Annotated in this window: 25 protein-coding genes; 12 read left to right on the plus strand and 13 right to left on the minus strand. The window is 62.6% G+C overall.

Annotated elements, in window-relative coordinates; genetic code table 11:
- Positions 1–139: 139 nt before the first annotated feature.
- A complete protein-coding gene (locus AC4DF4_RS01220) occupies positions 140–424 on the plus strand; it encodes a hypothetical protein (protein WP_490046285.1) in 285 nt (94 codons plus the stop codon).
- A gap of 497 nt (positions 425–921) precedes the next feature.
- On the opposite strand, the gene AC4DF4_RS01225 is transcribed toward AC4DF4_RS01220, so the two are convergent.
- Positions 922–1815: a TIGR01777 family oxidoreductase gene (locus AC4DF4_RS01225; protein WP_490046286.1), complete on the minus strand. Its 894-nt coding sequence runs from the start codon at positions 1813–1815 to the stop codon at positions 922–924.
- A 107-nt stretch (positions 1816–1922) separates the two neighbouring features.
- Here AC4DF4_RS01225 and AC4DF4_RS01230 point away from each other — a divergent pair, with 107 nt between their 5' ends.
- Together AC4DF4_RS01230 and AC4DF4_RS01235 are read left to right on the plus strand one after the other, a co-directional pair.
- Positions 1923–4391 (plus strand): LPS-assembly protein LptD, encoded by a 2469-nt coding sequence (locus AC4DF4_RS01230; protein WP_490046287.1) that lies wholly within the window; start codon positions 1923–1925, stop codon positions 4389–4391.
- A gap of 7 nt (positions 4392–4398) precedes the next feature.
- A complete protein-coding gene (locus AC4DF4_RS01235; RefSeq protein WP_490046288.1) occupies positions 4399–5043 on the plus strand; it encodes an NAD(P)H-dependent oxidoreductase in 645 nt (214 codons plus the stop codon).
- Here AC4DF4_RS01235 and AC4DF4_RS01240 read toward each other — a convergent pair.
- Positions 5040–5267 (minus strand): hypothetical protein, encoded by a 228-nt coding sequence (locus AC4DF4_RS01240; RefSeq protein WP_490046289.1) that lies wholly within the window; start codon positions 5265–5267, stop codon positions 5040–5042. The genes AC4DF4_RS01235 and AC4DF4_RS01240 overlap by 4 nt on opposite strands.
- 47 nt (positions 5268–5314) lie before the next feature.
- On the opposite strand from AC4DF4_RS01240, the gene AC4DF4_RS01245 reads away from it, so the two are divergent.
- Positions 5315–7822 (plus strand): M16 family metallopeptidase, encoded by a 2508-nt coding sequence (locus AC4DF4_RS01245; protein ID WP_490046290.1) that lies wholly within the window; start codon positions 5315–5317, stop codon positions 7820–7822.
- 2 nt (positions 7823–7824) lie between these two features.
- On the opposite strand, the gene AC4DF4_RS01250 is transcribed toward AC4DF4_RS01245, so the two are convergent.
- Both AC4DF4_RS01250 and AC4DF4_RS01255 read right to left on the minus strand, forming a co-directional pair.
- Entirely contained in the window at positions 7825–9114 is a 1290-nt protein-coding gene (locus AC4DF4_RS01250; protein ID WP_490046291.1) for a 1-acyl-sn-glycerol-3-phosphate acyltransferase, read from the minus strand.
- 11 nt (positions 9115–9125) lie between these two features.
- A complete protein-coding gene (locus tag AC4DF4_RS01255; RefSeq protein WP_490046292.1) occupies positions 9126–9773 on the minus strand; it encodes a DOMON domain-containing protein in 648 nt (215 codons plus the stop codon).
- 135 nt (positions 9774–9908) lie between these two features.
- On the opposite strand from AC4DF4_RS01255, the gene AC4DF4_RS01260 reads away from it, so the two are divergent.
- Positions 9909–10664: a DUF1287 domain-containing protein gene (locus tag AC4DF4_RS01260; protein WP_490046293.1), complete on the plus strand. Its 756-nt coding sequence runs from the start codon at positions 9909–9911 to the stop codon at positions 10662–10664.
- A 16-nt stretch (positions 10665–10680) separates the two neighbouring features.
- Here the strand turns inward: AC4DF4_RS01260 and AC4DF4_RS01265 are convergent, their stop codons facing one another.
- Complete coding sequence (locus tag AC4DF4_RS01265; protein ID WP_490046294.1) at positions 10681–12006, minus strand: homoserine dehydrogenase; 1326 nt, start codon at positions 12004–12006, stop codon at positions 10681–10683.
- 64 nt (positions 12007–12070) lie between these two features.
- On the minus strand, positions 12071–12388 hold the full coding sequence (locus tag AC4DF4_RS01270) for a hypothetical protein (RefSeq protein ID WP_490046295.1): 318 nt from the start codon (positions 12386–12388) through the stop codon (positions 12071–12073).
- A gap of 102 nt (positions 12389–12490) precedes the next feature.
- Here AC4DF4_RS01270 and AC4DF4_RS01275 point away from each other — a divergent pair, with 102 nt between their 5' ends.
- The gene (locus AC4DF4_RS01275; RefSeq protein WP_490046296.1) at positions 12491–13696 is read left to right on the plus strand and encodes an OmpA family protein; all 1206 of its coding nucleotides are present in this window, start codon (positions 12491–12493) and stop codon (positions 13694–13696) included.
- Between the two features lie 355 nt (positions 13697–14051).
- Here AC4DF4_RS01275 and leuD read toward each other — a convergent pair whose 3' ends face one another.
- Genes leuD through leuC form a run of 3 tightly spaced genes read right to left on the minus strand, consistent with a single transcriptional unit; the run spans position 14052 to position 16743 of the window.
- Positions 14052–14654: a 3-isopropylmalate dehydratase small subunit gene (leuD, locus tag AC4DF4_RS01280; protein WP_490046297.1), complete on the minus strand. Its 603-nt coding sequence runs from the start codon at positions 14652–14654 to the stop codon at positions 14052–14054.
- Between the two features lie 42 nt (positions 14655–14696).
- Positions 14697–15308 carry a Uma2 family endonuclease gene (locus AC4DF4_RS01285; RefSeq protein WP_490046298.1) on the minus strand — a complete coding sequence of 204 codons (612 nt, stop codon included), beginning with the start codon at positions 15306–15308 and terminating at the stop codon, positions 14697–14699.
- Between the two features lie 10 nt (positions 15309–15318).
- On the minus strand, positions 15319–16743 hold the full coding sequence (leuC, locus tag AC4DF4_RS01290; protein WP_490046299.1) for a 3-isopropylmalate dehydratase large subunit: 1425 nt from the start codon (positions 16741–16743) through the stop codon (positions 15319–15321).
- Between the two features lie 72 nt (positions 16744–16815).
- Between leuC and AC4DF4_RS01295 the strand changes: the two genes are divergently transcribed.
- On the plus strand, positions 16816–17046 hold the full coding sequence (locus tag AC4DF4_RS01295; RefSeq protein ID WP_490046300.1) for a hypothetical protein: 231 nt from the start codon (positions 16816–16818) through the stop codon (positions 17044–17046).
- Positions 17047–17206: 160 nt separating this feature from the next.
- Here AC4DF4_RS01295 and AC4DF4_RS01300 read toward each other — a convergent pair whose 3' ends face one another.
- Positions 17207–17365: a hypothetical protein gene (locus tag AC4DF4_RS01300; protein ID WP_490046301.1), complete on the minus strand. Its 159-nt coding sequence runs from the start codon at positions 17363–17365 to the stop codon at positions 17207–17209.
- 366 nt (positions 17366–17731) lie between these two features.
- Here AC4DF4_RS01300 and AC4DF4_RS01305 point away from each other — a divergent pair, with 366 nt between their 5' ends.
- Genes AC4DF4_RS01305 through lptB form a run of 4 tightly spaced genes read left to right on the plus strand, consistent with a single transcriptional unit; the run spans position 17732 to position 21019 of the window.
- Positions 17732–17992 (plus strand): DUF1844 domain-containing protein, encoded by a 261-nt coding sequence (locus AC4DF4_RS01305; RefSeq protein ID WP_490046302.1) that lies wholly within the window; start codon positions 17732–17734, stop codon positions 17990–17992.
- A 27-nt stretch (positions 17993–18019) separates the two neighbouring features.
- Entirely contained in the window at positions 18020–18838 is an 819-nt protein-coding gene (kdsA, locus tag AC4DF4_RS01310; RefSeq protein WP_490046303.1) for a 3-deoxy-8-phosphooctulonate synthase, read from the plus strand.
- A 32-nt stretch (positions 18839–18870) separates the two neighbouring features.
- Positions 18871–20220, plus strand: coding sequence for a hypothetical protein (locus AC4DF4_RS01315; RefSeq protein WP_490046304.1), 1350 nt, complete (start codon positions 18871–18873; stop codon positions 20218–20220).
- 34 nt (positions 20221–20254) lie between these two features.
- Positions 20255–21019, plus strand: a complete 765-nt coding sequence (lptB, locus tag AC4DF4_RS01320; protein WP_490046305.1) for an LPS export ABC transporter ATP-binding protein — start codon at positions 20255–20257, stop codon at positions 21017–21019.
- A 9-nt stretch (positions 21020–21028) separates the two neighbouring features.
- On the opposite strand, the gene polA is transcribed toward lptB, so the two are convergent.
- The 3 genes from polA to AC4DF4_RS01335 all read right to left on the minus strand — a co-directional run bounded on the left by polA (position 21029) and on the right by AC4DF4_RS01335 (position 25770).
- On the minus strand, positions 21029–23806 hold the full coding sequence (polA, locus tag AC4DF4_RS01325; RefSeq protein WP_490046306.1) for a DNA polymerase I: 2778 nt from the start codon (positions 23804–23806) through the stop codon (positions 21029–21031).
- A gap of 622 nt (positions 23807–24428) precedes the next feature.
- A complete protein-coding gene (locus tag AC4DF4_RS01330) occupies positions 24429–25457 on the minus strand; it encodes a hypothetical protein (RefSeq protein ID WP_490046307.1) in 1029 nt (342 codons plus the stop codon).
- Between the two features lie 43 nt (positions 25458–25500).
- Positions 25501–25770, minus strand: coding sequence for a hypothetical protein (locus tag AC4DF4_RS01335; protein ID WP_490046308.1), 270 nt, complete (start codon positions 25768–25770; stop codon positions 25501–25503).
- Between AC4DF4_RS01335 and AC4DF4_RS01340 the strand changes: the two genes are divergently transcribed.
- On the plus strand, positions 25769–26698 hold the full coding sequence (locus AC4DF4_RS01340; protein WP_490046309.1) for a CvfB family protein: 930 nt from the start codon (positions 25769–25771) through the stop codon (positions 26696–26698). The two genes, AC4DF4_RS01335 and AC4DF4_RS01340, sit on opposite strands and share 2 nt — an antisense overlap.
- Positions 26699–26707: the final 9 nt, after the last annotated feature.

The raw sequence follows: 26707 nt of genomic DNA on the forward strand, positions 1-26707 counted from the left end.
TCTGGGGACGGTCCCCGCAGTGTAACATTTTAATCTGATTGCTCCCCTCCGGACATCCTGTTGAACTCCCTGTAAGCGGTCAATCGGCGGCCATTGTGCAACGGAGCATAAGTAGCAAACACAGGCGGGTATGTTTTCTATGATCTCCCTTGCTTCAGACGCTGAGTGCTGGTTCAAGAGCGTGGTCATGGAGAACGGGGTGGCGGCCAAGACGATTTCCGCCTACCTCGACCTGAATCCGTTGCGCGCCGGGATGGTGAAGGACCCGGCGGATTACCGTTGGAACAGCTACGGCGAGGCGATCGGTGGCGGGGCGAAGGGCAACGGAAAAACGGCGCGAGCCGACCTGGTAAGGGCGCTGCGGGCGCACAAGGGATGCGGGGCGGATGATTCGATATGGGCTAACGATTTTTCGCTGGAATAGCGGAAACTGCTAATGGCTGGAGCTGTTGGAAAATCATCGGTCTCTGTTGGCCGGGATGGAAAGGAGATCACCAAGACCTTGCGCAAAGGAATTTCAAAAGAGGAGGCGAAGTTGGATCGCAACAGGGACGGGGAGATTCCCATCGGGAAGGTTTTGCGCTGTCGGATCCGGTATTTCACGGACGGCGCGGTGATCGGCAGCAGGAATTTCGTGAACGAGGCGTTCGCCAGATCCCAGGAACGCTACGGGGCGAAGCGAAAAAGGGCGCCAGAAAGATGGGAGGTGGTGCGGCTGCCGCTGCGGGCATGCTTTGGGCCCTGCGGGATTTGAGCGGAGGGCTTTTTCGGGTGGCTCGACGGCTGAAGCGTGCGGATCGTGGTTTCCGGGGAGGGCACGCCAGCTATGGATTCGGAAGACGCAGCTGCTAAACTCGCAGCTGCGGACGTGGAGCATGTCACGGCGCAGTGAAAAAAGGCCCGTAATCCGGGATTTGATGGTCAGACGAGATCGGCCAGCGCTTGCTCCAAGGTGGGGAAGCGGAAATGAAAACCATCGGCTTCGAGGGCGGCGGGTAAGGCGCGCTGACTGGCGAGCAGGACGCTGGCGAACTCGCCGAGCGCGAGCCTGAGGGCGAAGGCGGGTGCCGGAAGAATGGCGGGGCGATGCAGCGCGGCGGCGAGCTTGCGGGTGAAGTCGCGGTTGCGCTCGGGATGGGGCGCGGTGAGGTTGAGCGGGCCGGCGAGGGTTTCTGAGAGAAGAGCGTGGAGGATGGCGGCGCGGTGGTCGGCGAGGTGGATCCAAGGCATCCATTGGGTGCCGGAGCCGAGCCGGCCGCCGATGCCGAGTTTGAAAACGGAGAGGAGTTTTTCAAAGGCAGCGCCGTTTTTCCCAAGGACGATGCCGGTCCGCAGACGGATAACGCGGACGCCGAGGGATTCCGCGTCCTGCGCGGCGTGCTCCCAGTCGTGGCAGAGATCCGCGAGATAGCCGAAGCTGCGGCGGGAGGTTTCGGTGAGGAGTTCATCGCCGCGGTCGCCGTAGATGCCCACAGCAGAGGCGTTGACGAGGACCTTGGGGCGCTCGTCGGCGGGGAGTTTGGCGATAGCAGCGACGATGCGGTTGGTGAGGCCGACGCGGCTTTCGCGGAACAGGCGGCGGTTTTTGTCATTCCACCGCCGGTCGATGGGTTCGCCAGCGAGGTTGATGACGGTCTGGTGGCCGGAAAAGTCGAGGGTTTCGGGGGTCTGCCAGCGGTCGATGCCGGGGAGCGCGCCCTTTCCGGAGCGGCTGACGCCGGTGGTGGCGACGCCCATTTCCGCGAGCAGGGCGGGCAGTCCGCGGCCGACGAACCCGGTCACTCCGATGATGGCGGTGCGTTGGATCGGTTGCATGGCCGAATATTGGCATGAAATCCAAGCGGCGAAAGGGGATTTTATCGCAGCACGCGGGCGGGCTTTCGCCCTTTACTTCACGGGCCGGGAGTTCTCTTATCACGCCGATGCTGAAACTTGGTGCATGGATCATTTCCCCGCTGCTGTTCGTGCCGCTTTGGGCCCAGGAGGAGCAAGTCCTTCCGGAGGCGGCTTTGAGCGCGCCGGCGGTGGATTTGATCACGCCGGTGCCCGAGCCGGAAATCCCGTTCGGCATGCCGGGGGCGGATACTTTCGCGATGCCGAAGAGCCTGCAAATCAGCAACTACGGCGGCGGGCCGATCGAGGGAGGGAAGGACGTCGGGCTGCATTACAAAGGCCCGGGAATCAAGATCACCGGCGACAACGGGATGGAGGCCTTCGCGGACAGCGCGGTGGTGGACCTCAAGGCCAAGTCCGCGACGCTGCTGGGGAACGTCAGCATCTATCAGGGAAGCATCCTGCAGCGCGGCGACCGGGCGGTGTATTATTACGAGAAGAAGTTCATGGACACCCGCGGGCTGCGGGCCGGGCTGGATCCGATTCTGTTGGAAGCGGGGAAATTCACCGCCGAGGACCGGGACGGCAAGAAGGTTTTCGTGGGCGAGGATGCCGGCATCACCACGGACGACTCGGAGGACCCGAATTTCTGGGTGCGCGCCAGGAAAATCACGATCTATCCGGAGGAAAAGATCGTTTTCAAAAACCTGCGGCTCTACGCGGGCGACCTGCCGGTTTTCTGGCTGCCCTACCTGAGCCAGCCGCTCAACGCCGAGCTCGGCTACCATTTCATCCCGGGCTCGCGGTCCAGCTGGGGACCTTTCCTGCTCAACACTTACGGCATGATGCTGGGCGGAAAGTACAACGAGAAAACCGGGGAAAACGAGGACGCCTGGCTGCTTTCCCGCTGGCATCTCGACATCCGCGGCAAACGCGGCGTGGCGGCGGGGGTCGATTTGGTCGATACGCGGGTGCCCAACCAGGACGAAATCAGCGGGCTGAGTTTTTATTATCTTAATGACGTCGCGCCTGAAACCAGCACCACCGGACTCCCGCGCGGCGAGGTGAGCAGCGATCGCTACAGCGTGGAGTTGAAGCATCGCCGCGAGCTGGATTTCCCGGACGACGCGGACTGGCGGATCGAATCCAACATCACGCTGCTGAGTGACCAATATTACCTCGAGGATTTCGACCTCGACCAATACCGGACCAACTACGCGCCGGACAACACGCTCGGGATTTACCGGCGGGGCGAGGACTCGTTGCTGTCGCTGTTCACGCGCTACCAGGTCAATGATTTCTATCGGGCGGACAGCCGGCTGCCGGAAATTTCCTTCGACCAGGCGCGGGGCCCGCGGTTCGGGCTGCCGCTGCTGCACGAGGGCAAGACGTCGCTCGGCTACATGGGTGAAAAAGCGGCGGATCTGGCGGACGGGACGATTTTCAATCCGTTGATGGACCTGGCCGCCGGCGATCCCGCGGCCCAGGCGCTGCTCGGCCAGCTCAGCGGCTACGAGCGGCAGCTTGCCGAAAAGCTCCTCGCCCTGCCGGTCGGCGATCCGAAACGGGACGACATCCGCACCCAGTTGACGGATTCGAGCTACGCCCGCTTCAATACCTATCAGGAGCTGTCGATGCCGATGACCTTCGGCAACTTCCTGAACGTCACCCCCCAGGCCGGTCTGGGTTATACGCGGTATGCCGCGGCGAACTGGGAGCTCGGCGATCTGGACCGGACGACCCTCCACATGGGCGCGGAAACGTCGGTGAAGTTCTCCAAGGATCTGGGTGCCTATCAAAATCGCCGGCTGGGGCTGGACGGCCTCAAGCATGTTCTTCAGCCGTATGCCGCCTGGTCGTTTGTTTCCACCGATGATTTCGACCTCAACAGCCCGAACGTGGACCGGCTCACCCCGACCACCCGCCCGCGGCCCTTGGATCCGGTGCGGTTTTCGGCGATCGACGACATGCAGGGCTGGAACGTGGTCCGCATGGGCGCGCGCAACCGGCTGCTGACCAAGCGCGACAATCAGGCCTTCGAGTGGCTGTTTTTGGACACTTACATCGACGGCTTCCTCGAGGACCCCGAGGAGCAGCGGGATTTCTCGAACCTCTACAACGATCTCACCTGGCAGCCGGTACCATGGATGGCGCTCAACGTCACCACCCAGTTTCCCATCGTCGTCGGGGGGCCGGGATTCAATGAATTCACCTCCAAGCTGCGCTTCATGCCCGCGCCGGATTTCAAGTTCTCGCTCGGCTACCGGCAGTTGAGCTCCCACCCGATGCTAACGGACTCCAACCAGGTGACATTGGAGTCCTTTACTTCCCTGAACTCCCGCTGGGGCTTTGGCACGAACCATCTCTACGAGCTCGACGACGGGACGCTCACCTATCAGCAATACGCCCTCAACCGTGACTTGGGGAACTGGGTCGCCGGGTTCGGCGTGACCGTGGTGGATAACCGCATTCAAACCGAATACGGCCTGGTTTTCAGCCTGGCGTTGAAGGGATTTTCCTCAGTCGCCTTGCCTTTCGGCATTGATGGGCAACAGTAGCGCCGCCATGACCATTTCCCCTGACCAACTTCTCGCCTCGCTTCGCTGGCGCTACGCCACCAAGAAATTCGACGCATCCCGCAAGATTCCCGCCGCGACTTGGGACGCCATCGAGGAGTCGCTCGTCCTCACGCCGTCCTCCTTCGGTCTCCAGCCATGGAAATTCATCGTCGTCCAGGACCCCGGCGTCCGCGCCAATCTATCACCGGAGTCGTGGAAGCAGCCGCAGGTCACCGAGGCGTCGCATTACGTCGTCCTGACGGCGCGCACGGATCTGGATTCCACCGACATCGACGCGTGGATGAAGCGGATGTGCGAGGTGCAGGGCAGCAGCGCGGAAGCCGTCGCGCCGCTCGACGGGATGATCCGCGGATTCGCCCAGGCGATGAGCCACGAGGCGCGCCACGCCTGGAACATCCGGCAGGTTTACATCGCCCTCGGCCAGCTGATGGCGTCCGCGGCGCTGCTAGGAATTGACGCCTGCCCGATGGAAGGCATCAGCGCGGCCGGCTATGACCACGTGCTCGGCCTCGAAGGCAGCGGCTACGCGACCGTCGTGGCCTGCGCTTTGGGCTATCGCGCGGAGGATGACAAGTATGCGGAAATGCCCAAGGCCCGCTTCGACCGCTCACAGGTCGTCAGCCATCTCTAAAATTCGTCCTTCGGCGGCGGCGGTTTGATTCCGAGGAATTTCCAGACATCCTGCATCAGGCGCATGGCGATTTCCAGCCTCTTCTCGCCGGGCAACGCGGGATTGAGCGGCAGCGGAACCCACATCGGATGCGGGCGGTTCTGTTTGTAAGCCGAGTAGGCAAACACTCCGCCGCCGAGCATCAGCGCCATTGTTACCACACCGATCACGATCCACCGTTGCATTGCCGCTGCTTATAGGTCATTCACCCCTTCATCCAAGCCAGAACTTCATGGAATACCCCGCTACCGCCGCCACCGTCGAGACGCTTCCCAACGGCCTCACCCTGATTCTCGATCCGGACCCGGCCGCACCGGTGGTTAGCGCGCAAATCTGGGTGGCCACCGGCAGCATGCACGAGGACACGCACCTCGGCGCGGGGATCTCCCACTTCCTCGAGCACATGGTTTTCAAAGGCACCCGCGACTTCGACGCCGACACTCTGGCAGGCACCGTGCAGGCGGCTGGCGGCCATTGGAACGCCTATACCAGCTTCGACCGCACCGTCTATTACATCGACGGGCCGGCCGCCTCGCTGCCTGTTTTCCTCAAAACCCTGACCAATCTCGTCTTCTTTCCCACCCTGCCGGAATCCGAGTTCGAGAAGGAAAAGGACGTCATCCGCCGGGAAATCGACATGGGCCTCGACGATCCGGACAACGTCGCCTCACGCCTGTTATTCTCCACCGTCTTCGCCCACGATCCGCGGCGCCATCCGGTGATCGGCCATCGCCATCTGTTTGATGCGATCCGCCATCAGGACCTCACCGAATACCATCGCGCCCGCTACACGCCCGACCGTTGCTTCGCGGTGATTTCCGGAGATTTCGATCCGGACGAGGCGCGGAAAATGGCGGCCGAGCTCACCGCCGGCTGCCTTCCCGGCGGCGGTCGCGATCCGCTCGTCGCGCGTGACGCGCCGCAGATCGGGCCGCGCCGCGCGCGCGAAACCTTCGCCGTCCCCACCAGCCGGATTTCCCTCTCGTGGAAAGCCCCGGCACTCGATCACCCGGACGCGCCCGCGTTCGACGTGCTCGCCACCATCCTCGGCCGCGGCCGCTCGTCAGTCCTTCACCGCAAGCTGCGCGAGGAGCGCGAGCTGGCGTTAGAAATTTCCGCGTTCTCGTGGACCGGCCCCGGCCGCGAAGGACTGCTAGGCGCTTCCGCCGATGCCGAACCCGCCAAGCGCGACGCCCTGATCGAGGCGATTCTATCCGAAGTCGCCGCCATCGGCGCCGCCGAGCTGGACGACGACCTCGCCAAGGCAAAACGCCAGATCGCCGCCAGCCAGTTCCGCAGCCTGACCACCGCCTCCGGCCGCGCCTCGGACCTCGCCTCCAACTGGCACGAAGCACGCGATCTCGACTTCACCCGCCGCGATCTCGCCGCGATCCAAGCGGTCACCGCGGCCGATATCCGCCGCGCCGCCGCCACGCTAACGGAAAGCCGCCTCAGCCTCACCATCCTCGATCCGCTCGACGCCCCGGCTCCGGCCCGCACCGCGAAAACCGCCCGCGTCCGCGAGGAACTCCAAGTCCACGTTTTGGACAACGGCCTCACGCTCGCGCTCATCCCGGACCACCGCGTCCCGCTCGTCCATTTCCAAGCCGCCGTGCGGGGCGGGCTTCCGTCCGAAACTCCGGGGACTAACGGCCTCAACCAGCTTCTCGCCTCGACGCTTTCTAAAGGCACGCTCACCCGCACGGCGCAGGAAATCGCCGTCACCCTTGAATCGCTCGGCGCGTCGATCGGCGCGACCGCGGGCAACAACGCGCTGCTCGTCCAAGCCGCCGGACTCGCGCCGGATCTCGCGACCATCGCCGGTGTTTTCGCCGAAGTCATCCTCTCGCCCTCGCTTCCGGGCGACGCGATCGGCCGGGAAAAAGCCAGCCAGCTCGCCGCTCTTGAGGAAGCCCTGCAAGACCCGCTGCACACCGGGTTCCGCGCCCTGCGCGAGGCGGCGTTCGGCGGCACCGGCTACGGCCTCGATTCGCTCGGCTCGCTGGAAAGCCTGACCGCGCTGGACCGCCTCGCGCTCAGCGCCCATCACTCACGCCATTTCAACGCGTCTAACGTCACTCTCGCCATCGCCGGGGACTTCGATCCGGCGGCGACGCTTGAACTCATCGCCGGGAAATTTTCCGCGCTTCCGCAAGGCGAACGCTGGACGGCACCGGCCAGCCAATCCACGCCCGGCGCGCACCATACCCGCCACCTGCCGAAGAAGCAGGCCGTTCTAACCATCGGCTTCCCCGGCACCACCGTCAGCGGCCCGGACCGCCACGCGCTGGCGATGATCCAGGAATACGCCAGCGACATGGCCGGTCCGCTGTTCACCCGCATCCGCGAGGAGCTCGGCCTCGCCTATCAGGTCGGAGCCACCCAGTTCCTCGGCTACGACGCCGGCCTCTTCACCTTCTACGTCGCCACCTCGCCCGCGCAGGTCGAGCTCGCCCGGCGGGAAATCCTCATCGAAATCGAAAAGATCGCCACTCACGGCATCCCGGACGAAGCGTTTGACCGCGTCCGTTCCACCGTCCTCAGCGGTCTCGCCATCCAACAGCAATCGCCGTCATCCATTGCCCGCCACGTCGCGCTCGATCTGCTGTTCGGCCACCCCGCCGACGAATACCGCCGCCTGCCCGCCGCCTACAACGCGCTCACGCCGGAGCAGGTCCGGCAAACCGCAGCCCGTGTCTTTTCGGTAACGCCGACCATCGTCACCGTCCTGCCCGAGTAATCTCAGCGGCGGGTTTTCGGGGTCGGCCGCGTGAGGAAACCTTCCGCATCGAGGAAGGAGCCCGCCGGGAGTTCGAGGCCGTTTTCCGGGGCGGCCGGGCCGTGCGCCCGGAGGCCGCCGTCTTCCGACGGGAGAAGATACCAGCCGGGCAGGAGTTTCCCCCAGGTGCCGGGTTTGTGGCCGGCTTGCGGCTCGCTATCCGCCCACGGTTTCGTCGGATCGGGCATCGACATGGCGATCACCATTCCATCGACGGCGAGGCAGGGGCAATGCAGCAAGCCCGCCCGGTAAACCGGATCCAAGGCGTGCTCGCCGAAGTCGTAAAACACGATCGCGCCTGATAGCTGGGTGTGGCCGAGCACCTCGCGCAGGCGGTCGCCGCCGACCCAGGTCGCGGATTGTTTGCCGGGCACGAACTCGTGGATTTTCACCGCCGCATGGACCATTTCGGGAAACGCCAGCCGCAAGCCGGGCAGGCTCGCCGGCACCGGGTCGTCGTTCAAAATCGAAAACGGCTGCCGCCATTGCAGGGTGCTGACCTGGCTGATCTGGTAGCCGTTGACCCACGTCCGGCGGATCGCGGCTTCGTCGGCATCGCGCAGGTTTTCGAGCGCGGCACCATTTCCCCGGGGCAGCCGCGTGCCCCAGCGGGGCGACTCGAAGCGCTTGGAAACCGCCTCCGCGGAAGCGACTAACATTTCCTGCCGGACGATTTCCAGATCCGCCGTTTCCGGGCTGATCTGATGCCCCAGCGCCACGATGATTCCCGGCCGTTTCAGGTAAGGGCGCTTGCCGAAAAACCTCCCGCGCTCGAAGGAAAAAACCGATCCCCACGCGCCGTCGCACCACAGCGGGATGAGCGGGTGGCCGGCCTTTCTCGCGATCAGTTCGCAGCCGCGCTTCAGTTCGTTGAGCGCGCCGGTGCGGGTGAGCTGGCCTTCCGGAAACAGGCAGACGAGATCGCCGCTTTGCAGCGCCTCGATGGTGATGCGGATGGCCTCGCGCGGCTGGTTCACGCGGATCGTCACCGTCTGGAAAATGCTGGTGAAAAGGCGGACCGAGCGCCTGGCCACGTAGGCCTCGTCCATCACGAAGCGGACATGCCGCCGGCAGGCGGCGGTGATGAAAAAGCCGTCCGCGAAGGTGATGTGGTTAGGCAGTAACAGCGCCCCGCCCGTCGCCGGGAGGCGCTCGGGATGCACCAGCTGGATGCGGTAGATCCAACGGATCAGCGCTCCACCGGTCAGGCGGATGAAATCGCCCGACAAGCGGCGGATGATGGATGCGCTCATGGGCCCGGATGCTACACCAACGAGGGCGATGTCAAACCGGAATCCACCGGTCCGGCGGATGAAATCGGCAACGGCGCGAACTGGATTTCCGAAAACCGCTCCGGCTGATGGAAATCCGGCTCGCCGGCTCCCAGATCGCTGGCGCTGACGAATTTCTGGGCCGGGGATTCGAGGATCATCGTCACGTTGAGTCGCGTTTCCGGGCCGAAATCCAGCCGCGCGCGCAGCAGGTCGAGAGGGATGGCCATGGCGGCGAGCCACGAGCCGTCGGCGGACATTTCGGCGAAAGTCGCGACCTCGGGCATCGCGATTTCCGTCTCCTCCGCCCGCACCCGCGGGGCGGTGAACTCGCAGGACCACCAAGCTCCGTTAGGCGCGAGGTTGAACTCGAAATACCGCCCGCTGACCGGGTCCGCGAAGAACAACTCGGCGACGTCGTAGCGCCAGAGTTCCGCCTGGAAAGCACCGGGGCGCGCTTTCGGGTGGACGAGCGCGGGTTTGCGGTGGTTGGCGATGAACCACAAATACCGCTCGTCGGTGACGATGGAAAACGCCGCGGCCGCTTGGAGCGGGGTGCCGTGCAGATCCTTTTCCAAGCCGAACAAGGACACATCCAATTCACCCCAAACCAAGGGCCGGGCGCTGCGAAAAACCATCATGCCGGGAATCTGGACGCGGCCGGGATTTCATGTCGAGGCGCGAAATGAGTTCCGATTTCCGACAGGTGAAAAAAAACTTAAATTTGGTGGCTTTTTGGCCGGGCATTTGGTTCAAGCCCCTTAACAAATTTATTCATGGCCCGTTCGAAATCCGGATTTTACAGCACCATTGAGTACATTGGCCCGCGCCCTCAAAAGCCGAAGCGCCGCAACTTCTTCGGCGGCTGGGTGATCATCGCGATTGCTCTGGGCATGGGGTTCTGGTTTGGCCGGCCCCTGATTCCCTTTCTCAAGGCGGCCCAGGTGGGCGCTTCGATGGATCAGGCCGCTTTGCTGATTCCCTCGCTGGAGAGTTCCAAGAGCTTCGGCGACGGCCTCGCCGCCGCGGCGCTTTCCCATTCCGGGGATGCCGTCGCCTTCGACCCCTCCTATTACAAGATAGCCTATCCTAACGGTGACGTGCCAGCAAATAAAGGCGTCGCCGCCGATGTGCTGGTCCGCTGCTACCGCGCGATGGACATGGATTTGCAGGTTTTGGTCCATGAGGACATGACCGAGAGTTTCCGCACTTATCCGCAGCTTTGGAACGCGTCGGCTCCTGACACAAACATCGACCATCGCCGGATTCCGAACCTCCAGCGCTTCTTCGAACACAAGGGACAAAGCCTCACCCCGTCCCGCAATGCGGCCGACTATCATCCGGGAGACATCGTCGTCTGGTCGCTCGGCAACGCGGAACCCCACATCGGGATCGCCGTTCCGGGGCCTGGCGACCGTGCGAATGAAATGTGGGTCGTCCACAACATCGGTGCCGGAGTGAAATGGGAGAACATCCTTTTCGACTACAGCATCCAGCGCCATTTCCGCTTTCCGGCTGACGGGGCGCGGTGAAATTTCCCGGCGGGATTTAGCCGAGATTCTCGATGCGGAAGACGACCGGCGTGCTGTTGATGCAGTCGAGCGCCTCGATCTCGGTCAGCGCGGCCTGGAGTTTTCCGAACGGGCAGGTGTGCAGCAGGAAAACCATGTCCACGAAGGCGGCGTCCGGATTCGCGGGATTCACCGGCGAATGGGTGCCGGAAATACCGATGCGCTGGTCCGCCAGCACCCGTGCGATTTCCGCGATCACGCCGGGGCGGTCGGTGACGTCGAAACGGACGTAATACGCGGTGGAGGTTTCCCCCACCGGCAGAACCCGGCCGCTTTCGCGATATGGCAGGAAGCCGCGGTGGCCGGAAACCTGCTTCAGCGAGCGGGCGGCTTCCACGAGGTCCGCCACGACGGACGAAGCGGTAGGATCCTGACCCGCGCCGCGACCGTAGAAAAGCGATTCACCGGCGGCATCGCCATGCACGGCGACGGCATTGAAGACGCCGTGGACGGAGGCGAGAATGTGGCTTTGGGCGATGAATGACGGCTGGATGCGAAGCTCAACCGCGCCGTCGGCATGCTCCCGGATGACCGCGAGCAGCTTGACGACGTAGCCGAGGTTTTTGGCGAAATTGATGTCGGCGGGGCGGACTTGCTCGATGCCGGAGACGTGGATCGATGCCGGATCGATGGGAAATCCGTAGGCGAGGGTGGCGAGGAGAATCGCCTTGTGAGCGGCGTCCCAGCCGTTCACGTCGAGCGCCGGATCGGCCTCCGCGTAGCCGAGCGCTTGGGCCTCGCCGAGCGCGGCTTCGAAGGTGAGCCCGGCGTCGGTCATGCGACCGAGGATGTAGTTTGAAGTGCCGTTGATGATTCCGGAAAAGGAGTGAATCCTATTGCCGATGAACGAGTCCTGCACGGTGCGGATGATCGGGATGCCGCCGGCGACGGCTGCTTCGAAGTGGATCGGCGTGTCCATTTCCCGGGAAATGGCGAACAGCTCGACTCCGCGCTCGGCGAGCAGGGCTTTGTTGCCGGTGACCACCGGTTTCTTGGCGCGCAGGGCGGCGGCGACGATTTCAAACGCGTCGGTCGTGCCGCCGATGAGTTCGACGACGATGTCCACCGCCGGGTCCGCGACGAGTGCGCGCCAGTCGGTGGTGAAAATTTCGGCCGCGACTTCCCCGGTCGTGGCGCGGACTTTCGCGAGGTCGCGGACGAGGATTTTCGCGATGTGCAAGGTCACGTCTCCGCCGGTGCGTCCGGTGATGAGTTCGCCGTTACGCTGAAGGGTGTTCCAGACACCGGAACCGACGGTTCCGAAGCCGGCCAGGCCGATGCCGAGAGATGAGCAGGGGTTCACGCGGGGGACTGTGATCGCGTTTTACCCGCTTGTCCAAGCCGGAACAGATGGAAAAAACCGGCGATCAGCCCGGCTCGCCGTGTTGGCGCTCCGCTTCCAGCCAGTCGCCGTGGGAATCGCCGGGCAGGCCTTTTTCCACGCGGTTGCGGTAGTTGAGGTAAGCGGCGCGGGCGACCGTGTCGAGCGATGGTTTCGCGGCGGCTTTTTTGGCGGGAGCCTTTTTCGCAGCGGCGGGAGCGGAAGCTTTCACAGCGGCGGGGGCCGGATCGGCTTTTTTGACAGCGGCCTTCTTGGCGGCTTTTTTCGCAGCGGGCTTGGGGGTCGCTTCCGCTTTTTTCGGGGCGGATTCAGGTGTCGTTTTCGCAGTTTTCTTGGCAGCCATAAATTGGGGAGGTTGTTGTAAAGTCAGCACAGAGATGCCAAACCGAAAATAAACAGGCTTTCTGGTGATTGCCAGCCCTTTCGATCTGGGTATAGTCCCGCCGTGGCAAACGCCTATTCATGGAGTGCATCGCGCGGCGGGAGGGTTTATCGCTTGCCCGGCCCGGATCATCTTGGCTGGTGGGCGGCGGTGGCGATGCTGGTCTCGATCCTCCTGCACGTGATCGTGTTCTTCGCGCTCGATCAGATGAAGATCGCCTTCAAATTCGAGCAGGCCCGCGAACTCAGCACCAAACCGATCGATGTCAGCCAGATGCAAGTGCGGCCGATGGATCTGGAGAAATCGCTGCCGCCGGAAGACGTCATCCAGCCGCCCAAAGACAGCGCGGCCTTGCTCGACGAGGTCGAGTTGTTGGACATTCTGCCCAAGGATCAGCAAATCGACATCAAGCCCGCGATCATCGAGGCCGAGTATGCGCTGCAGATGAAAAACCCGGCCGCAGCGGGAAATCCCGAGGCTACCGCGCTCGAAATTTCCGCAGGCTTGGAAGTGGACGCCGATCTCCCCGAACTCGGCCGCGAGCCGGTCAACATCAAGCCAGCGGAAATCGGCCAGATGACCGTGGATCCCGGCGCGGCCCTCGTGGACGATAATGAGATAGGGAAGTTCACCGACGACCTCATCAAACGAGGTGCCAACGGCAAGGTCGAGAACGGCACGCTCGACGGCGTGATCTCGCTCGACAGCCTGCTCGATCTGCCCGCCAACATCCTGCTCAGCAAGAAAACCATGCTGCCCAGCGACCTGCTTTTCGAATTCAACAGCTCGGAACTCCGCGAGAGCGCCAAAGTCGGCCTGATGAAACTCGGCCTGCTGATGGACCGGAATCCCGGTCTCTATTGCTGGATCGAGGGCCACACTGACCTCGTCGGCGGCGACGAATTCAACCTCAACCTCTCGATCAAGCGCGCCGAAGCGGTAAAAAACTACCTCGTCACCTCCCTGCGGATGGACCGCTCCAAGATCATCACCCGCGGCTTCGGCCGTTATGAACCGCTCATCATCACCGGCACCGCCGAGGAGCAATCCGCCAACCGCCGGGTGGAAATCCGCATGCGCAAAACCCCGCCGAACAAGGCCCAGATGACGGTCGTTCCGCAGAAGGCCGCCGTCATCGAGGAATCTCCCGCACCCGCGCCTAAAGCGATTCTCGTGAAGCCACTGCGGGCGAATCCGGTCGAGGAATTCCAAGAGCTTCCCGAAGTCGAAATCCCCCGCGCCATCCCCCGCGCGCAGCCGGTCGAGTGATCCGCGTGTTGCAGTTCCTCCGGCAAGTTTTAACTTGGAGTAAAAATTTAGATGGATAAGCCATCCAAACTATCTCTCCGCATTGACTTTTTAAAAAGCAGACTAACCGGAGGTGGTATTTCAAAAATCCGCCATGCAAGCCCGTTCCAGCCACCGATTTTTTGCGTTCGCGATTTTGTTTGCCCTTACTGGTGTTTGCCAAGGGCAGACCTTGTATAAGCCGGCGCGCCCGCCGGATTTACGGATACCGTGATTTCGACACTCGGCACTTTGGAAACTCGCGAGGCGAAAATCCCGTTGAGCTCCGGCAGCACGTGTTTCATCCGCATTCAAGTCACCCGGCAATGAGTCGCCGTCAGACGTAGTGCAGCTCGGCCGCCTTCGCGTCGATGGCGGCGTCGTTGTCGAGCAGCTCCTGGATCGGATCCCAGCGGCCGGAAAGCAGGGCTTCGCGGGCGGAGTCGGGCATGGTGACCGGGATGTCGAGCCCGCCGGAGGTGCGGACGCGGAGCGCTTGCACGTCGATGGTGATTTCCGTTTCCGGATCAGCTTCCACGGCGTCGCGGATGGCGACGACGTCGGCCGGGCTGGCCATCACGCAGGGCATCGCGAGCGTGGTGGAGTTGCCGTAGAAGATTTCCGCGAAGGACTCGGCGATGACGCCGTTGAAGCCGTATTTGCGCAGCGACTGCGGGGCGTGCTCGCGGGACGAGCCGCAGCCGAAGTTCACGCCGGCGACGAGGATGGAGGCCTTGGCGAAGCGCGGGTCGTTGAGCGGGTGGTCGGTTTTTTCACCGGTCTCGGAATTGAAACGCACGTCGTAGAACGCGAATTCACCGAGACCGTCGAAGGTGACGCATTTCATGAAACGCGCCGGGATGATGCGGTCGGTATCAATGTCGGCGCCGGGGATGAAAACGGCGCGGCCGGTGACGGAAGGAACAGGTTCGAGTGCCATATTAGGTAGATTTTGAAATGCTGAAAAACTGAAATGCTGAAATTAGCCGTCCTCGCGGTTGATGAGATACCACGGCCGTTTCACGTCGTCGGGAAATGGAGCGGATCGATAGAAGGCGGAGACCGGAAGCGTGAGGTCGATGGACTCGAGGTGAATCAAGGAATCGAACTGAGTGTAAATATGCTTTTTCCAATGGTCCGAGCGCCGGACGATGTAGATCTCCGGCCAGTCCTGCTCGATGTAAACGATTTCCTCGACGCTCGGCATCCGTTTGTAAGTGGTGAGCTTGTCGCCTCGATCAAAGCGCGAGGTCGATTCGGAGATAACCTCGATGATGAGCTTGGGCGACCGAGCCAAATACGATTGATCGTCGGCGGGTTCACAGGTCACGAAGACATCCGGATAATAATAGGATTCTCCCACGTCGTCGGCGATTTGGACTTTCACGGCCTCGATAAAAACCCGGCAGGGTCCGCCACGAAGGTGGTTCTTGATGGCCGTGGCTGTATCCAAACAGATTTCGTTATGCCGGAAACTGACGCCAGACATCGCGTAGATCCGCCCGTCCACGAACTCATGCCGGATTTCGGAGCGCAGTTCTCCTTCAAGATATTCGGCGGCGGTGATGGGTAAGTTCGTGGCGGCGCTGCTCATAACGTGGATTCTAGGCGACTGCCGCTCTCGCTTCCAGCGTGAAAACCTCGCGCGCGTCGGCGACGGAACCGCGGATCGCGGCGGCGGCGACCATGACGGGCGACATGAGAACGGTGCGTCCGGTGGGCGAGCCTTGGCGGCCTTTGAAGTTGCGGTTAGACGACGAGGCGCAGAGCTGGTCGCCGACGAGTTTGTCCGGGTTCATCGCCAGGCACATCGAGCATCCCGCGCCGCGCCATTCGAAGCCGGCGTCGGTGAAGATTTTCGGCAGGCCTTCCTGTTCCGCCTGGATGGCGACGACTTGCGAGCCGGGGACGACGATGGCTTGCACGCCGGGAGCGACGTGGTGGCCCTGGATGTATTTCGCGACTTCGCGGAAGTCGGAGATCCGGCCGTTGGTGCAGGAGCCGATGAAGGCGACGTCGATTTTCACGCCCTTGATCGGGGTGCCGGCGTCAAGTTTCATGTAGGCGAGGGCTTCCTCGATGGTGGCTTTTTCCAGCGGGGTCGAAGCGGTTGCAGGGTCCGGGATGTTTTCGGAAATCGAGATGCCGTGGTCCGGGGAGATGCCCCAGGTGACGGTCGGCTCAATTTCAGAGGCGTTGATTTTGACGATGTCGTCAAACGCGGCGTCCGCATCGGAAGCGAAGGAAAGCCAGCGGGCGGCGGTGGCGCTGAAGTCGGTCATGTCCACATACGGGCGGCCGTGGAGATAGGCGATGGTCTTGGCGTCCGGATTGACGTAACCGCAGCGGGCGCCGCCTTCGATGGACATGTTGCAGACGGTCATGCGCTCTTCCATGGACATGCGCTCGAAGACGTCGCCAGCGTATTCGTAGGCGTAGCCGATGCCGCCGTTCGCGCCGAGCAGGCGGATGATGTGGAGGATGACGTCCTTGGCATAAACGCCCGGAGCGAGGTCGCCGTTCACTTCGATGCGGCGGACCTTCATTTCCTGCAGAGCGATGGTCTGGGTGGCGAGAACGTCGCGGACCTGGCTGGTGCCGATGCCGAAGGCGATCGCGCCGAACGCACCGTGGGTGGCGGTGTGCGAGTCGCCGCAAGCAATCGTGGTGCCGGGCTGGGTGATGCCTTGCTCGGGTCCGACGACGTGGACGACGCCTTGTTTGCCGGAGGCGAGATCGAAATAGGTGACGCCGAAGTCATCGCAGTTCTTGCGGATCGCATCGATCATCTCAGCCGCGAGCGGATCCGCGGGCTGGTCCTGATTGATCGTCGGAACGATGTGGTCGATGGTGGCGAAGGTGCGCTGGGGGAATTTCACCTTCAGCCCGAGATCGCGGAGCATGCCGAAGGCTTGTGGCGAGGTGACCTCGTGGATGAGGTGCGTGCCGATGAAGAGTTGCGTGCGTCCATCGGCGATGGTGCCGACGGTGTGTGCGTCCCAGACTTTTTGGAAGAGGCTTTTTCCCATGGTGTAAGATGTCCGCCGTGGTTGGCGACGGGCGGGAAAAATGCCCATGCGGATTCAGAATGTCAAAGCCGCATGCAAATCCGGCTGAAAGAAACCGGAACCTCAGCTGAGCACGATGACCAAGCCGGCAATGATTCCCGCCAGCGCGAGCACGCCGGCGATGATTCCGATGATTTTCAGCCAATTCCGGAAATGCCGGACCTTGGTGGGAGAACCCTCTACCCATTCATCCCAGGTTCGCTGCGTTTGGGGCTGGGACCGGTGGTAATGACGCAAGTTCCCATTGAACTTGGAATCTCCTGAGGATGGAAGATCGTGCTTCATGGGTAGCAATCAAGCATATGACAGGGCGTTTTCCGGTTTAGGCAGCCTATTCTTGTGACTTTGGTGTCACCACTATGAAGATCCCGCCCGATGCCGGGGACACTTGATTACCCGCGATGAACGCACCGGAAGGCTGGCATTACTTGGAGTAATGCACTTCAGGAGCAGGAGCCGACTGGATTTCTTGGAATTGGGGGAGCGAACGCAGGCCGGGTGCCTTTTGCTCGCCGGTGCAGCAGCAGGAAGCGGCCAACAGTGCGAAAACGGAAGCGACGAGAGTGCAGAGGATACGGGTCATGGGAGTGGAATCGGAAGGTTTAAGGAGAATGAAGAAGAGGTTTTCAGCGAGGAAGGGCGGCGGAGAGGGAAATCACTTGGACGGAGCCACGTAAGCCGGTTGGCTGGGAGCAGGGGCGCTTGGGCAGCAGGAGGCGGCGAAAAGCGCGGCAGCAGCGGCGATGAAGGCGAGTTTCATGATTTCAATGAGGTGGTTTTTGATTGGGCGATGACATGAAACGCATGCCATTGAGCCGCGAGACTAGCGGCGGTGTCCGGCCCTGCAAGGCAAAAGACGAGTCGGGCGGCGGCGCTTCCCAGACCGCAATCCGCCCGGCCCTCCGTCTTCCCACTTGTATATTTCTCCCGCAGCCCGGACTCTCACGACATGCCCGCAGCGCCAGAAGCCGATCCCCGGTTCAACGAATTCATCATCCTCCAAGCCCAGAACGCCGGGCTGTTTCTCGGCCAGATTCCCAATCCCCACAGCGGGGAGAAACAAATCAACCTGCGCGCCGCCAAATCCGTGATTGATTCACTGGAAATGCTCGCTTCCAAAACCTGCGGGAATCTCACAACTTCCGAGCAGAAGCTGCTCACCACCGCGCTCGACAATCTCCGCCCGCTGTTCCAAGCCGCCCAAGCTTAAACCGATCATTGACCCCATCCAACTCCCATGAATTTCGACCCCTTCAACATTGGCAAGGTCCCCGTCGGCGGGCCGGTTCCCTTTTTCATCCTTGGCCCATGCTCGCTTGAATCCGAGGCGTTCGCCTGGGAAATGGCGCGCTCGCTCAAGGAAATCGCCGACCGCACCGGCATCCATTTCATTTTCAAGGCCTCCTTCGACAAGGCGAACCGCACCTCCGTGGACGCCTTCCGCGGCCCCGGCGTGAAGGAAGGCTGCCGCATCCTCGGTGAAATCGGCAAGGAGCTCGGCGTCCCCGTCACCACCGACATCCACACCGCCGAGCAGGCCGCGATCGCCGCCGAGCACGTCGATCTCCTGCAAATCCCCGCCTTCCTCTGCCGCCAGACCGACCTGCTCGAAGCCGCCGCCAAAACCGGCCGCGCCGTGAACGTCAAAAAAGGCCAGTTCCTCGCCCCACTCGACACCGTCAACATCGCCGGAAAAATGCGCGCTTTCGGCTGCGAGCGCTTCCTCATCACCGAGCGCGGCACCACCTTCGGCTACAACAACCTGGTCGTGGACATGCGCTCGCTCTACTGGATGCGCAAGGAGGGCCTGCCTGTTATTTTCGACGCCACCCACTCCGTCCAACGCCCCGGCGGACTCGGCGGCGCCACCGGCGGTGACGGCGAGCTCGCCCCGGTCCTCGCCCGCGCGGCGGTGGCCACCGGCCTCGACGGCCTGTTCATGGAAGTCCACTCCGACCCCGCCAACGCCGTCTCGGACGGGCCTAACCAAATCCCGCTCGAATTCATCGAGGACCTTCTCGTCAAACTGATCGCGATTCATCACGCCTCGCACTGAGGCGGCTCAAACCCAATCGATCCCGCCCGTTCTTGCGCCGCATTCTTACAGCCCTCGCGCTTGTCGTGCCCGCCGCCACCCTGGCCGCGGAAGTGGCGGCCACGCCGCCGCCGGTGGAGAAAATTCCCGCCTTCGGGCTCCTTCCAGACGGCAGCGAGCTCAAGAACGTGATCCTCCCGCGCTACGATGAAAACCGCCGCTTGGTCAGCGTCATGAATGCCAAGGCGATGACCATCGTCAGTGCCGGGGAAATCGCCGGCGACACGGTTACCGTGTTGTTTTACAACTCCAATCAAACCCAGCGCGGGCGCGTCGATCTCGCGAAGGCGGTTTTCAACCAGCAAAAAGGCCTGCTGACCACCAAGGATCCCGTCCACCTGCAATCCGACCGGATGAGCACCCGCGGCAGCGGCCTTTATTACTCCGTCGCGCAGGGCAAGGGTTTTATGCTCGGCCCCGTCACCACCAACCTCCAAGCTCCTCCCACCGAGACGACCATGCATGCTCCCAAATCACCGCTCCGTACGACCGCTCTCCTCGGCGTCTCGCTTCTCACCCAGTCGCTGGTCGCCGCGCCACCCAAGTCGCTAACCGCCGCAGAAACCGCCGCGATCCAGGCGGACGCCGCATCCAAGGCCGCCGCTGCCACCGCCGCGCAAACCGGTGCCCGCAAGAGCCTGGACCACGATGTGGCGGCTGCCGCCACCGTCTCGAAAGACGCCGCCGCCTTCGTCACTCAAGCGGATCTCCCGGCCGTCGCCACGGACACCGTGCCGGCACCCGCGAAACCGCTCGAAATCCAGAGCGGTCCTAACGACACCTTGATCCACTGCGAGGGCGGCATGTATTACGATGCGGACGAAGGCGTCATGGTTTACCTGAAAAACGTCACCGTCAAGGACCCGCGCTTCAATCTATCCGGAGCCAACGAGCTGAAAATTTTCTTCGAGAAAAAGCCGGCCAAAGTCGCAAAAGCCGACTCGAAGGAATCGCCGGAAGACACGGTGAAATCCGCGGCTCCGGCAAGCACCCCGCCGGACAAAGCCCCGGAAGCATCTGAAAAAGCCAAGCCCGGCGCGAAAGGAAGTCCCGGCTCGGGCTTCGGTGAGGTCGAGCGCATCGTGGCCACCGGCGCCGTGCTCATCGAACAGAAAGCGGAGCCGGGCAAGGACCCCATCCACGCCAGCGGCGCCATTTTCACCTACAACGTCAAAGCCGACCAGATCATCCTCAGCGGCGGCTACCCTTGGTATACCCAGGGCACGACCTTCATGCGGGCGAGAGAGCCGAACCTCACCATCCGGATGTCCCCCAAGACGGGCAGCTTCGTCACCGAAGGAGTTTGGGACATGGGCGGAAATCTCGAATCCAAAAAGAAGTAGCCGCTTCCCGGCCTGATCGACACCCATTCCAACGATGCACCACCCCGGCTCCACCTGCTCCCATACGGAATCCGCCGTCCTTTTTGCTAACGGACTTCGCAAGACCTACAACGGCCGCGCCGTGGTGGACGGGGTTTCCATCACCGTCCAGCCCCGGGAAATCGTCGGCCTGCTCGGCCCTAACGGCGCGGGCAAGACCACCTCGTTCTACATGATCGCCGGCTTGATCCCCGCCGACGCCGGCTCGGTCTGTTTCAACGGCCACGACATGTCGCGCATGCCGATGCACCGCCGCGCCCGCCTCGGCCTCGGCTATCTGCCGCAGGAGGAGTCGGTTTTCCGCAAGCTCTCGGTGCTGGACAACCTGCTAGCCATTCTCGAAACCCGGCCGAATCTCAACCGCGCCGAGCGCCATGAACGCGCCCATGATTTGTTGGATCGCTTCGGCATCAGCAAGCTCGTCAAGTCGCTTGCCATCACCCTGTCCGGCGGCGAAAAACGTCGCCTCGCCATCGCCCGCTCGCTGTGCTCGGACCCGACGCTGCTGATGCTCGACGAGCCCTTCGCCGGCATCGATCCCATCGCCGTGGAGGACATCCAGCGCATCGTCCGCGAGCTGCGCGACCGCGACGGGCTCGCCATTCTCATCACCGACCACTCGGTCCGCGAAACCCTCAGCATCACCGACCGCGCCTTCCTCATTCACGACGGCCGCGTCATCCTCGAAGGCGCGTCCGACGAGCTCGTCAACGACCCCATCGCCCGCAAGCATTACCTGGGCGAGGATTTCAGGATGTGATGGCGGCGATCAATGCGCCGCGAGCCAGTTAGGCCCGGTGCCGGAGCTGACCTCGACGGGCACGCCGTTGGGAAGCGGCAGCGCGGTCTTCATCGCGGTGAGGATCTGCGGGACGAGCTCCTCCTGCTCGTCGCGGGCGAGGTCGAAGACGAGTTCGTCATGCACCTGGAGCAGCATCTTGGACTGACAGGAATTCTCCCGCAGCAGCGTGGCGATGCGGATCATCGCGAGTTTGATCATGTCCGCGGCGGTGCCTTGGATCGGCATGTTGATAGCAGCGCGCTCGGCGATGCCGCGGAGGTTTTGGTTGCCGGAATTGAGGTCCGGAAAATACCGGCGGCGACCGCTGAGGGTCTCGACGTAGCCGGCCTCGCGGGCCTCGTTGACCGTGCGATCCATGAACTGGCGGATGGCGGGATACTCGCGGAAATAGGCTTCGATGATGTTAGCCGCCTCTGTCCGCGGGATGGCGAGGCGCTGGCTGAGACCGAAGGCGGAGATGCCGTAGATGATGCCGAAGTTCACCATCTTCGCGGTGCGCCGCATGTCGGAGGTGACGTTCTCCGGCTCGACGGCGAAGACCTTCGCGGCGGTGATGGTGTGGATGTCGGCATCGTTCTGGAAGGCCTCGATCATCGTGACGTCCTGCGAGATCGCGGCCATCACGCGGAGCTCGATCTGCGAGTAGTCGCAGGAAAGCAGCGTGAAGCCGTCGCGCGGGACGAAGGCCTTGCGGATCTTGCGGCCGGCCTCGGAGCGGACCGGGATGTTCTGCAAGTTGGGATCGGACGAGGCGAGCCGGCCGGTGGCGGCGACGAGCTGATGGAAATGCGTGTGGATGCGCCCGGTCTCGGCGACGATGTGGGTGGGCAGCGCGTCGAGGTAAGTGCCCTTGAGCTTGGTGGACTCGCGCCAGGCGAGGATGTCGCTGATGATCGGATGCTTGCCTTCGAGCGTGGCGAGCGTCTGCTCGTCGGTCTTGTATTGGCCGGTCTTGGTCTTCTTGGCTTTTTCGGCCAGGCCGAGCTGGTCGAAAAGGATCTCTCCCAACTGCTTGGGCGAGGCGATGTTGAACGAGCGGTCCGCGTGGACGTGGATCGATTTCGCGAGCTCGTCGATTTGGATTTGCAGCTCGTCGCCGATGACGCCGAGCGCGGCGGGATCGATGGCGATGCCCTCCATTTCCATGCCGACGAGGACGGGCAGCAGCGGGCCTTCGATTTGTTTGAGGATGGATTCCTGACCGGACTCGGCTAGAAGCGGGCGGATTTTTTGTGCGAGCTGGAAAGTGACATCGGCATCCTCAGCGGCGTATTCCGCGAGAATGGCGAGCGGGATGGCGGCGATGTCGAGGTCCTTGGAGGCCTTGGCTTTTTCCGCGTGGGAGAAGAGATCGAGCAGAGTCGCCGCGTCGGGTTCGGCGGCGGGCTTCGAGATGTCCGCGAGCTTGACCGGGGTGTAGCCTAGCAGGATTTCGGAAAGGTAATCCATCGAGTGCCGGCGCTCGGGGGCGATCAAGGTGTCGGCGAGCATCGTGTCGAAGAACGGACCCGCGACCTCGATGCCGTGATGATGGAGAATGGAGAGGTCGAACTTGAGGTTGTGGCCGATTTTCTCCGCGGGAGATGCGAGGGCGGAACGAACAGCAGGGAGCAGGGAATCGGAGTAGGGAAGATACCAGCCTTCGTGGGCTTTCCAAGAGAACGCCACGCCTAGCAGCCTGGAGGTGAAGCGGTCGAGGCCGGTGGTCTCGATGTCGAAGCAGAAGGATTTCTGTTGGGCGAGCGCGGCGAAGAGTTGGGCTTGGAGTTCCGGGGTGTCGACGAGGTGGTAGGTGTGCTCGACGTCGCGGATGGTCTTGAAGGTTTCGAAGAGGGTGGGCGTTTCGGGCACCTCGGGTTGGCCCGGCTCCGCGCCCGCGGCGGGGAAAAGCCGCTTGGTGAGGGTGCGAAATTCGAACTCGTTGAAGAGCGTTTTCAAGGCCTCGTCGTTGCGCTCGGAAATGACGAGCTCGTCCCAGGTGACGTCCACCGGGACGTCGAGGATGATGGTGGCGAGCTCCTTGGAAAGCAGCGCCTGGTCGGCGTGGGTCTCGACGTTTTCCTTCTGCTTGCCTTTGAGCTTCGCGGAATTGGCGATGAGATTCTCGATCGAGCCGAACTCGGCGATGAGCTTCTTCGCCGTCTTCTCGCCGACGCCGGGGATGCCGGGAATGTTGTCCGCGGCGTCGCCCCACAGGCCGAGGATGTCGATGACCTGCTCCGGGCGCTCGATTTCCCAGTTCGCAAGCATGGTGGGCAGGTCGATGATTTCATGGTCGGAGCCCTTGCGCCCCGGCTTCCACATGCAGGTGCTTTCCGAAATGAGTTGGGCGAAATCCTTGTCCGGCGTCACCATGAACGACTCGAACTCATCCTGCTCCGCGCGCTTCACCAGCGTGCCGATGATGTCGTCCGCCTCGAAGCCATCGACCTCCAGCACGGGAATCCCGAACGCCCGGCAAAGCGCCTTCACGTGCGGAATCGCCGCGGCGAGCTCCTCCGGCATCTCGTCGCGCTGCGCCTTGTAGGCGGGAAATAAAATGTGCCGCGGCGTGGGCGCGGAGGTGTCGAAGGCGACACCGATGTGGGTGGGGTTTTCCTTTTCGAGAATCGACAGCAGCGTGTTGATGAAGCCGTAGAGCGCGGAGGTGTTGGTGCCCTTGGAGTTGCGGATGGGATTCTGGATGAAGGCGAAATGGGCCCGGTAAATCAGGGCCATGCCGTCGAGCAGGAAGAGGCGTTTCATGGCCGGAGCTTGGGCGGGCTTTCCCGGCGAGTCCAGAAGAGTGCGCGGCTTGAATCAGAGGAAGAGTTTCAGCCGCAAAAAGGCGCAAGAAAACGCAAAAATCAAGATGAGGTCCAAACGCTGCCACCGCTTCACTCCCACTCCAGCGCCGGGTGACCTCCACCTCGGGGCCGGGTAGCTCCCACCTCGCCACCGGGTAGGTCCCACCTCGCCGCCGGGTAGGTCCCACCTCGCCACCGGGTAGCTCCCACCTCGCCACCGGGCAACTTCTACCCCGCCACCGGGTAGCTTCCACTTCGCCGCCGGATAGGTTCCAGTCGATAGGGTCAGTCGATATCGATATCGATAGGGTCCCGACTAACAAGCATTGACGTTCGAGGTGGTGGAGGACGACAAGGACCACTACGGCTGGGTGGATCTGATGGAGAGGACCTGCGGGAGCTACGGCTGGCGGGTGCATGCATGGGTGCTGATGGGCAATCATTTCCACCTGCTGGTGGAGACGCCGGAGCCGAATCTGGTGGCGAGCGGAAGCGGGGATGATGAAACGGAAGTTAGCGACAGTCACAGACAGCCGCTACAGTTTCGGGGGAAGCCGGTGGAGCCGGCGGCGGCCCCCCTGTCAGTTGGTCGGCTTGATGTCGAGCATCAGGGAAATGTGCATGGCGGTGAGCTCGCCCATCGAGGTGCAGTCGCCGAAGCCGCTGGTGGCGTGCATCCGGTCGAGCTCGCGGGCCAGCGTGACGACGTGCTCGCGCGGGGCGATGTCCTCGCGCCGCATGATTCCGAGCAGCGCGCGCAGGCGGCCGCTCTCGACCTTGGCGCGGCGGGCCATCTGCGCGTGTTCCTCAGCCACGTATTGGTCGATGCTCTTGCGGTTGAGCACGTCGAAGGCGAGGCGGGTGACCTGGCGGTTCGAGTTGAAGCGGAACGCCAGATAGATATTGCCGTTGCCCTCGTAGGACTGCTGGTCGAAATCGATCGCCCGCACGCGGTATTGGACCTCCTCGAAGTCCGGGGTGATGTCCACCACGTAGTTCACGCTGCGCATGTCGCCGAGCAGGCGGATGAAGCTGCGCTCGGTGAATTTCGTGAACTCCTTGGCGATCCGCACCTTGTTGAGGCCGGGCTGCTTCAGGTAGTCGCGGATGAAGACATCGCCCGGAACTCCGGCGATGTGTTCCTCGATCAGGGTGTTGCCGTTGACCAGATAGTTGATCCGGTTAGGCGAGAGGATGTGCTCCAGCTCCAGGCCGTAGATGCGCGAGGAGTCCGCTTGCTTGACGTAGAAATAGTCGGAGTTGTCGTTGAAGAGGTTGGTGACGCGGATGCGGAAAGGTTTCGAATTCCCGAAATCCCCGAAGTCGATGCGGTCCACCACGAGGTGGTCGTGCTGCTCCACATCGCGGCCGAGTTTGAGCTCCGTGTAGATGCTCGTCAGCCGCGGCCGCAGTTCTGCGAGCACCTCCGGCGGATACATCACGGTGAGCCACAAGGTTTCCTTGCCCTTGGGATCCTCGTATGGAATCGCCCCGCTGAAGCGGCAGAGCTCTTCATAAACCCGCGGAATTTCCCGGTAGCGGTCGAAGTGATAGAGATACTGCCGCAACGATTGGGAAACCGGATATTTCGTCTTCTGTCGCGCGATCACGGCGAGAAAATAAGCACGGTCCGGCCCGATGGCGAGCGCGGCTTTAGGGCTTCCCCGGCTTGGGCAGCGGCTCGTCGCCCAGGATTTTATCCAAGTCCGCGACCCGCTCCCACGGGCAGCGCTTGCGTTGGTATTTTTTCCAGACCACGTCGCGCAGCTCGCGCCACACCGCTTCCGACGGCGGTTTCAGGTCGGTCCACGTCGGGTTGCGCTTTTCCCGCGTCGTCATGATCGTCCACCGCGTGCCGAGGTAATTCGCCCGGTAGAAGACTTTCCCGTCGTCGGTATTTTCGAACCACTCGTGACTTTCCATGGCCGGAGACTGGCGGCGCGGGAAACCGGAGACAAGCGGCGAATCCGCCATCGACGCGCCCCCCCCGCGGGTGCATCGTCCCGCCATGGCAACCATCGGCGAGCGCGCGTCCCTTCAAATCCTACATGAGAAAAGCTTCGGGCTTTTTCTCGACGGCGGCGAGCTGGGGGAAATCCTGCTGCCTCACCGGGAAATACCTCGCGGTTGCAGCATCGGCGAATCCCTCGACGTCTTCCTTTACAACGATTCCGAGGACCGCCCGGTCGCCACGCTCCAGTCGCCCAAGGTCATGCCCGGCCAGTTCGGCCGCTTGAAATGCGTGGCCGTCACCGGCGTCGGCGCGTTCCTCGACTGGGGCCTGCCGAAGGATTTGCTCGTCCCCTTCCGCGAGCAGAAAATCCGCATGGATGTCGGGAAAAACTACATCGTCCACGTCCACATTGACGAGCAGACCGGCCGCATCATCGCCTCCAGCCGGATCGCGCGGCACATGGACCTGACGCCGCCCGACTTCCGGCTCGAGCAGGAAGTCGATCTGATCATTTTCGGGAAAACCGACCTCGGCTACAAGGCGATCATCAACGGCACCCACAGCGGCCTGATTTTCGCCAACGAAGTTTTCCAGCCGCTCCAACCCGGCGAAGCCCTCAAAGGCTACATCACCGCCCTCCGCCCGGACGGGAAAATCAACATCAGCCTGCACGCCGCCGGCCGCGCGAAAGTCGATGACCTGGAAGGCCAAATCCTCTCCGAACTCGAAGCCCGCGGCGGTTTCTGGTCCATCGGCGACCACAGCCCCGCCGCGGAGATCAACGACGAGTTAGGAGTGAGCAAGCGCACCTTCAAGCAAGCCACCGGCGCGCTCTTCAAGAAGGGTGAGATCATGATTGAGAACAACGGCATCCGGCTGGTGAAGGAAGCTGACTAAGGGGACGAG

The sequence above is a fragment of the Luteolibacter sp. genome (assembly GCF_058122085.1).

Excerpts from the sequence above, each read along its gene's own strand:
- leuD (WP_490046297.1), bottom strand. The coding sequence starts at position 14,654 with ATGGCACTCGAACCTGTTCCTTCCGTCACCGGCCGCGCCGTTTTCATC.
- AC4DF4_RS01240 (WP_490046289.1), bottom strand. The coding sequence starts at position 5,267 with ATGCAACGGTGGATCGTGATCGGTGTGGTAACAATGGCGCTGATGCTC.
- AC4DF4_RS01250 (WP_490046291.1), bottom strand. The coding sequence starts at position 9,114 with ATGAGCGCATCCATCATCCGCCGCTTGTCGGGCGATTTCATCCGCCTG.
- polA (WP_490046306.1), bottom strand. The coding sequence starts at position 23,806 with ATGAAACGCCTCTTCCTGCTCGACGGCATGGCCCTGATTTACCGGGCC.
- AC4DF4_RS01255 (WP_490046292.1), bottom strand. The coding sequence starts at position 9,773 with ATGATGGTTTTTCGCAGCGCCCGGCCCTTGGTTTGGGGTGAATTGGAT.
- AC4DF4_RS01300 (WP_490046301.1), bottom strand. The coding sequence starts at position 17,365 with ATGACCCGTATCCTCTGCACTCTCGTCGCTTCCGTTTTCGCACTGTTG.
- kdsA (WP_490046303.1), top strand. The coding sequence starts at position 18,020 with ATGAATTTCGACCCCTTCAACATTGGCAAGGTCCCCGTCGGCGGGCCG.
- AC4DF4_RS01260 (WP_490046293.1), top strand. The coding sequence starts at position 9,909 with ATGGCCCGTTCGAAATCCGGATTTTACAGCACCATTGAGTACATTGGC.
- AC4DF4_RS01270 (WP_490046295.1), bottom strand. The coding sequence starts at position 12,388 with ATGGCTGCCAAGAAAACTGCGAAAACGACACCTGAATCCGCCCCGAAA.
- AC4DF4_RS01340 (WP_490046309.1), top strand. The coding sequence starts at position 25,769 with ATGGCCGGAGACTGGCGGCGCGGGAAACCGGAGACAAGCGGCGAATCC.
- lptB (WP_490046305.1), top strand. The coding sequence starts at position 20,255 with ATGCACCACCCCGGCTCCACCTGCTCCCATACGGAATCCGCCGTCCTT.
- AC4DF4_RS01245 (WP_490046290.1), top strand. The coding sequence starts at position 5,315 with ATGGAATACCCCGCTACCGCCGCCACCGTCGAGACGCTTCCCAACGGC.
- AC4DF4_RS01285 (WP_490046298.1), bottom strand. The coding sequence starts at position 15,308 with ATGAGCAGCGCCGCCACGAACTTACCCATCACCGCCGCCGAATATCTT.
- AC4DF4_RS01230 (WP_490046287.1), top strand. The coding sequence starts at position 1,923 with ATGCTGAAACTTGGTGCATGGATCATTTCCCCGCTGCTGTTCGTGCCG.
- leuC (WP_490046299.1), bottom strand. The coding sequence starts at position 16,743 with ATGGGAAAAAGCCTCTTCCAAAAAGTCTGGGACGCACACACCGTCGGC.
- AC4DF4_RS01235 (WP_490046288.1), top strand. The coding sequence starts at position 4,399 with ATGACCATTTCCCCTGACCAACTTCTCGCCTCGCTTCGCTGGCGCTAC.
- AC4DF4_RS01220 (WP_490046285.1), top strand. The coding sequence starts at position 140 with ATGATCTCCCTTGCTTCAGACGCTGAGTGCTGGTTCAAGAGCGTGGTC.
- AC4DF4_RS01335 (WP_490046308.1), bottom strand. The coding sequence starts at position 25,770 with ATGGAAAGTCACGAGTGGTTCGAAAATACCGACGACGGGAAAGTCTTC.
- AC4DF4_RS01305 (WP_490046302.1), top strand. The coding sequence starts at position 17,732 with ATGCCCGCAGCGCCAGAAGCCGATCCCCGGTTCAACGAATTCATCATC.
- AC4DF4_RS01295 (WP_490046300.1), top strand. The coding sequence starts at position 16,816 with ATGCAAATCCGGCTGAAAGAAACCGGAACCTCAGCTGAGCACGATGAC.
- AC4DF4_RS01225 (WP_490046286.1), bottom strand. The coding sequence starts at position 1,815 with ATGCAACCGATCCAACGCACCGCCATCATCGGAGTGACCGGGTTCGTC.